Genomic DNA, 4,325 nt, shown 5'->3' with positions numbered 1-4,325 from the left:
TTTTCCTTTGGCGCTGGCGCACGTCAGAAAAACAGTCTCGCCTAGTGGCTACCGGGGACTACGCGCCTTCGATTCTCTCTCCTTGGCGCGCAGCGAACGCACCTGTAAAACAAACCGGGATATCGACATCCGTTACCGCTCGCAGGCCGATTTCAGCGATGTGCATTTCGAACTCTACAATCGCTATCTCGAATCTCGCCACCAGGAAGGCGGTATGGCTGAACACACCCAGGATCAGATGGAACAGTTCCTCGGTTGCAGCTGGGGTGAAACCGAACTGATCGAAGGCTGGCTGGATGACCAATTGGTGATGGTCGCTGTTACTGACAGGACGCCCAATGCACTTTCGGCACTCTACACCTTTTTCGATCCGCAACTGCACAAACGCAGCCTTGGGACATTCGGCATCCTGTGCCAGCTTGAACGCTGCACACAGTTGGGACTACCCTGGCTCTACCTTGGTTACTGGATAGAGAACTGTCACAAGATGTCCTACAAGCAGGCATTTAAACCGCTGGAGCTTTTAAACGAAGGCGAATGGGATTTCCTTGATGACACCTGGCTCTTGAATGAGCCCGGATTTTGAACTCGGCAAGGCGTACAAAACCAACACCATCCCACCTTATTCGGTATACCCTCTAGAGCGCACTGCCGAATGATTTATCCACTGCACCTGGCGGAACTGGCAGGCCTGCAAGCCTACAACCCAGGGCGATCGGTCCACCGGGCAGTAATTGATAAAGATATTTTCTCCCGCCGGCAGTGTGGCTTGTCCAGTTTGATATTCTGTTCATCTGCAATGCGCTGCGCCTCGTCCAGGCTCCAGTCACTTGGGGCATAGGGAAAATCAACCATTTTTCAGCTTCTCCTCTTGAGGTAGTTACACACTCAATCTACGGTGTATCCAGTGTATTCCGGAAACTTTTTTCTCGTTATGACTTCAAGTGTAGATGGCGTTTCCCGGAAATTCAATTTTACTTAAATGAAGGTAATTGAACCGGGATGTCGGGGAGCAGGAGTTATTGATACAGGATTACCTGTTTATCCAGTCAGTATCTTCAGGCGTGCTTTCGATGGCACCATCAGCGCAAGCCCCAAAGAGACAACCGCCATACCGGCGCCAGCCAGGAATACACTGGAAGGCGATACCATCCAGATCAGACCGAACGATACAGGTATGACTACCGCAGCAATGTGATTAATCGTAAAGGAGACACCAGCGGTAGAAGCGATATCTTTTGGATCGGCAATCTTGTGAAAGTAGCTGTTAATACCAATCGCCATGGCAAACAGAAGATGATCCACAACATATAACACGGCTGCTATCCAGCCTGTCTCTACGAACGCGTAGGAGACAAAGATGAAAATCAGGCCAATATATTCCAGTGTTAATATTCGTTGCTCACCCCAGGCACTGATCAGACGTCCTATTCTTGGTGCCAGGGGTGTGTTGATGACGTGGTTAACCAGTAACAGCAAGGCGATCTCAGATACGCTGTAGCCAAATTTCTGAACCATCAGAAAGCCTGCAAACACCATAAATATTTGGCGACGAGCCCCACTCATGAAAACCAGGGCGTAGTAAAGCCAATAGCGTTTTCTGAACACCAGGTGTTTATGTTGCGGCTCATGGTGGGGGAAAACAGGAAACCATCTCCATGCCCGCAATACCGTAAAGCCAGACATATCCGAGCTGAAACCATTCTATACCGGCCCAGATCCCGCAAAAGACGATGAGGGATGCAACCGACCTGGCAGATGAGAGGCGTCCCATGATCAGCGGGGATCGCTCTTTATCAACCCACTGCAGGGTCAGTGATTGCTGCAAGGTAAAGTAGTAGTGAAAACCTACCGACATCAATACAGTTGTGAAATAGAGCCCGTATTCGCTTGGTAATAGTCCGGTCATCGCCACGCCTAGACCAAGCAGTATGATGGAGATCAGCGCAAAGCTCTGTTCGCGAATCAGCAACAGAATAAAAATAGTGGTAAAGGCAAGAAATCCCGGCACCTCACGGAGGCTCTGCAAAATGCCGATTTCTACCCCGCTGAATCCGGCCTTTTCCACTACAAAATTATTCAGCAGGGTTAACCAGGCTGCAAAAGCAAAAGAGCCTGCTGCTGCCAGCAAGATCAGGAAATATTCCGGTTTTTTGAGTGATTCAGACATAGAGTGTTTTCATCTAAGCGGCACTTATCTTGTGGCACAAAAAAAGCCGGGCTGAAACCCGGCTTTTCGTACACAAGGCTTGGTAGCCCCTGTAATTTATACCTTTTCCTTGATACGCGCAGATTTTCCTGCACGCTCACGGAGGTAGTAAAGCTTGGCGCGACGAACGTCACCGCGACGCTTGACCTTGATCTCTGCAACGCTGTGGCTGTGAGTCTGGAAGACACGCTCAACACCTTCGCCGTGTGAAATCTTGCGCACGGTGAATGCCGAGTTCAGGCCACGGTTACGCTTTGCGATAACAACACCCTCGAATGCCTGCAAGCGCTCGCGGTTACCCTCTTTTACCTTCACCTGCACGACGACGGTATCACCCGGGCCGAAATCAGGTACATCGCGGACCTGTTCCGCTTCAAGCTGCTCGATGATGTTTCCCATTGTTACTCTTCCTCACACTTCTGCCGCTCATGCGCAGCGATAAATTGATTTAAAAAATTCGTCTCTTCGGCACTCATTGAGCGCCCTTCCAGCAAGTCAGGTCGGCGTATCCACGTACGACCCAGTGCCTGCTGCAACCGCCACTGGCGGATTTTTTCATGGTCACCGCTGAGTAATATCTGCGGTACCGCCAGGCCATCAATCTCTTCCGGCCTGGTAAAATGTGGACAATCAAGCAAACCATCCACATGTGAATCCTGTACTGCCGACTGCGCATGCCCGAGGGCAGCTGGTAGCAGGCGGATAATGGCATCCATCATGACCATCGCCGGGAGTTCACCGCCCGAAAGCACATAGTCACCAATTGACCACTCTTCATCTACATCCAGTTCAAGCAGGCGTTCGTCGATTCCCTCGTAACGCCCTGCAAGCAAAATCACTCCTTCGCGTTTGCTCATCTGCAGTGCCGCTTCCTGGTCAAAGCGCCTGCCTTGTGGACTCAGGTAGATAACCTTGCTACCCGGCGCTGCCTTGCGTGCATCTTCAATTGCAGCTCGCAGCGGTTCCACTTTCATCACCATGCCGGGGCCGCCACCGTAGGGGCGATCATCGACAGTGCGATGGATATCCTGCGTGTAATCCCTCGGATTCCAGCAATGATACGAGGCGATTCCCTTATCGATCGCCCTGCCGGGTATGCCGCAGCGTATTGCCTCGAACATCTCCGGAAACAGAGTTACCAGGTCAAATCGCATCCGGGCTAGAACTCCGGATCCCAGTCTACAACCATCAGGCCGTTTTCCAGGTCAACCTGCTTGACGACCTCTGGCTCAATAAAGGGGATCAGCCGTTGCCGCTCACCCTGCACCACCATGACATCGTTCGAGCCTGTTTCAAACAGATAGTCGATACGGCCAAGTACTTCACCATCGACAGTCTGTACGGACAGATTTTCAAGGTCTGTCCAGTAGTAATCGTCCTGCGATGAAGGCGGTAGCTTCGATCTCTCGACCGCGATATCACAATCCAGCAGTTCTGCTGCCTGGTTGCGATCATTAACGCCTTCAATTTTGGCAACGACTGTTTTGCCGTGCCTGCGCCCTGAGACGACCTTGATCTCTTCCCACTTGCCGTCGCGACGTATCAGCCACGGAGCATATTTAACGATTCCTTCACGCGGATCCGTATGGGAGAAAATCTTCACCCAGCCCTGGACTCCATGGAGTCCCGATATGCGCCCCAGTACCACGAGGCGCTGGCCGGAATTGTCAGCCAAGACTGACCTCTAACAATCAGGCAGCAGCCTGTTTGCGATAATTCTTCACCAGTTCCTGAACGCGCTCGGACTGCTGTGCGCCCTGGCCGATCCAGTGGTCAACACGGTCAAGTTCGACACGCAGACGCTCTTCCTGGCCGCGTGCAACCGGGTTGAAAAAACCGATACGTTCAATGTAACGACCGTCGCGCGCATTGCGGCTGTCGGTCACAACAAGGTGGTAGAAAGGACGTTTTTTCGCGCCAGTTCTAGAAAGACGGATGGTAACCATTCATTTATCCTATTGAATACAAAAGCTTTTCCTCCAGGCACCCGGAAGAAAAACGAAACAATCTGACCCTCAGGGGTCATCAGTAAAGCGCGAATTATACGCAAATCCACGCATATGTGAAGTAAAAAGTTGAGGAAATTCAAGCAAAAGGGCTGCCTGGGAATCCCCGG

Annotated in this window: 7 protein-coding genes and 1 pseudogene; 1 reads left to right on the top strand and 7 read right to left on the bottom strand. The window is 51.6% G+C overall.

The window, feature by feature from the left end; genetic code table 11:
- A partial coding sequence (locus BOW51_RS08675; RefSeq protein WP_135568180.1) for a GNAT family N-acetyltransferase occupies positions 1–586 on the top strand: 586 nt, incomplete at its 5' end.
- Positions 587–638: 52 nt separating this feature from the next.
- On the opposite strand, the gene BOW51_RS11695 is transcribed toward BOW51_RS08675, so the two are convergent.
- The 7 genes and pseudogenes from BOW51_RS11695 to rpsP all read right to left on the bottom strand — a co-directional run bounded on the left by BOW51_RS11695 (position 639) and on the right by rpsP (position 4,155).
- Positions 639–731 (bottom strand): hypothetical protein, encoded by a 93-nt coding sequence (locus BOW51_RS11695; protein ID WP_370738165.1) that lies wholly within the window; start codon positions 729–731, stop codon positions 639–641.
- A complete protein-coding gene (locus tag BOW51_RS11690; protein WP_245828636.1) occupies positions 700–855 on the bottom strand; it encodes a hypothetical protein in 156 nt (51 codons plus the stop codon). Before BOW51_RS11690 ends, BOW51_RS11695 begins: the two co-directional genes overlap by 32 nt.
- Before the next feature lie 186 nt (positions 856–1,041).
- A pseudogene (locus BOW51_RS08665) lies at positions 1,042–2,170 on the bottom strand (MFS transporter).
- A gap of 96 nt (positions 2,171–2,266) precedes the next feature.
- Positions 2,267–2,608, bottom strand: a complete 342-nt coding sequence (gene rplS / locus BOW51_RS08660) for a 50S ribosomal protein L19 (RefSeq protein ID WP_078477379.1) — start codon at positions 2,606–2,608, stop codon at positions 2,267–2,269.
- Between the two features lie 2 nt (positions 2,609–2,610).
- Positions 2,611–3,363 carry a tRNA (guanosine(37)-N1)-methyltransferase TrmD gene (trmD, locus tag BOW51_RS08655; RefSeq protein WP_078477377.1) on the bottom strand — a complete coding sequence of 251 codons (753 nt, stop codon included), beginning with the start codon at positions 3,361–3,363 and terminating at the stop codon, positions 2,611–2,613.
- A gap of 5 nt (positions 3,364–3,368) precedes the next feature.
- Positions 3,369–3,884 carry a ribosome maturation factor RimM gene (rimM, locus tag BOW51_RS08650; protein WP_078477376.1) on the bottom strand — a complete coding sequence of 172 codons (516 nt, stop codon included), beginning with the start codon at positions 3,882–3,884 and terminating at the stop codon, positions 3,369–3,371.
- Between the two features lie 16 nt (positions 3,885–3,900).
- Positions 3,901–4,155: a 30S ribosomal protein S16 gene (gene rpsP / locus BOW51_RS08645; RefSeq protein ID WP_078477375.1), complete on the bottom strand. Its 255-nt coding sequence runs from the start codon at positions 4,153–4,155 to the stop codon at positions 3,901–3,903.
- Positions 4,156–4,325: the final 170 nt, after the last annotated feature.

It is taken from the genome of Solemya elarraichensis gill symbiont (assembly GCF_002021095.1).
GTDB lineage: Bacteria > Pseudomonadota > Gammaproteobacteria > Chromatiales > Chromatiaceae.
This window is presented reverse-complemented; position numbering and strand designations above follow the sequence as displayed.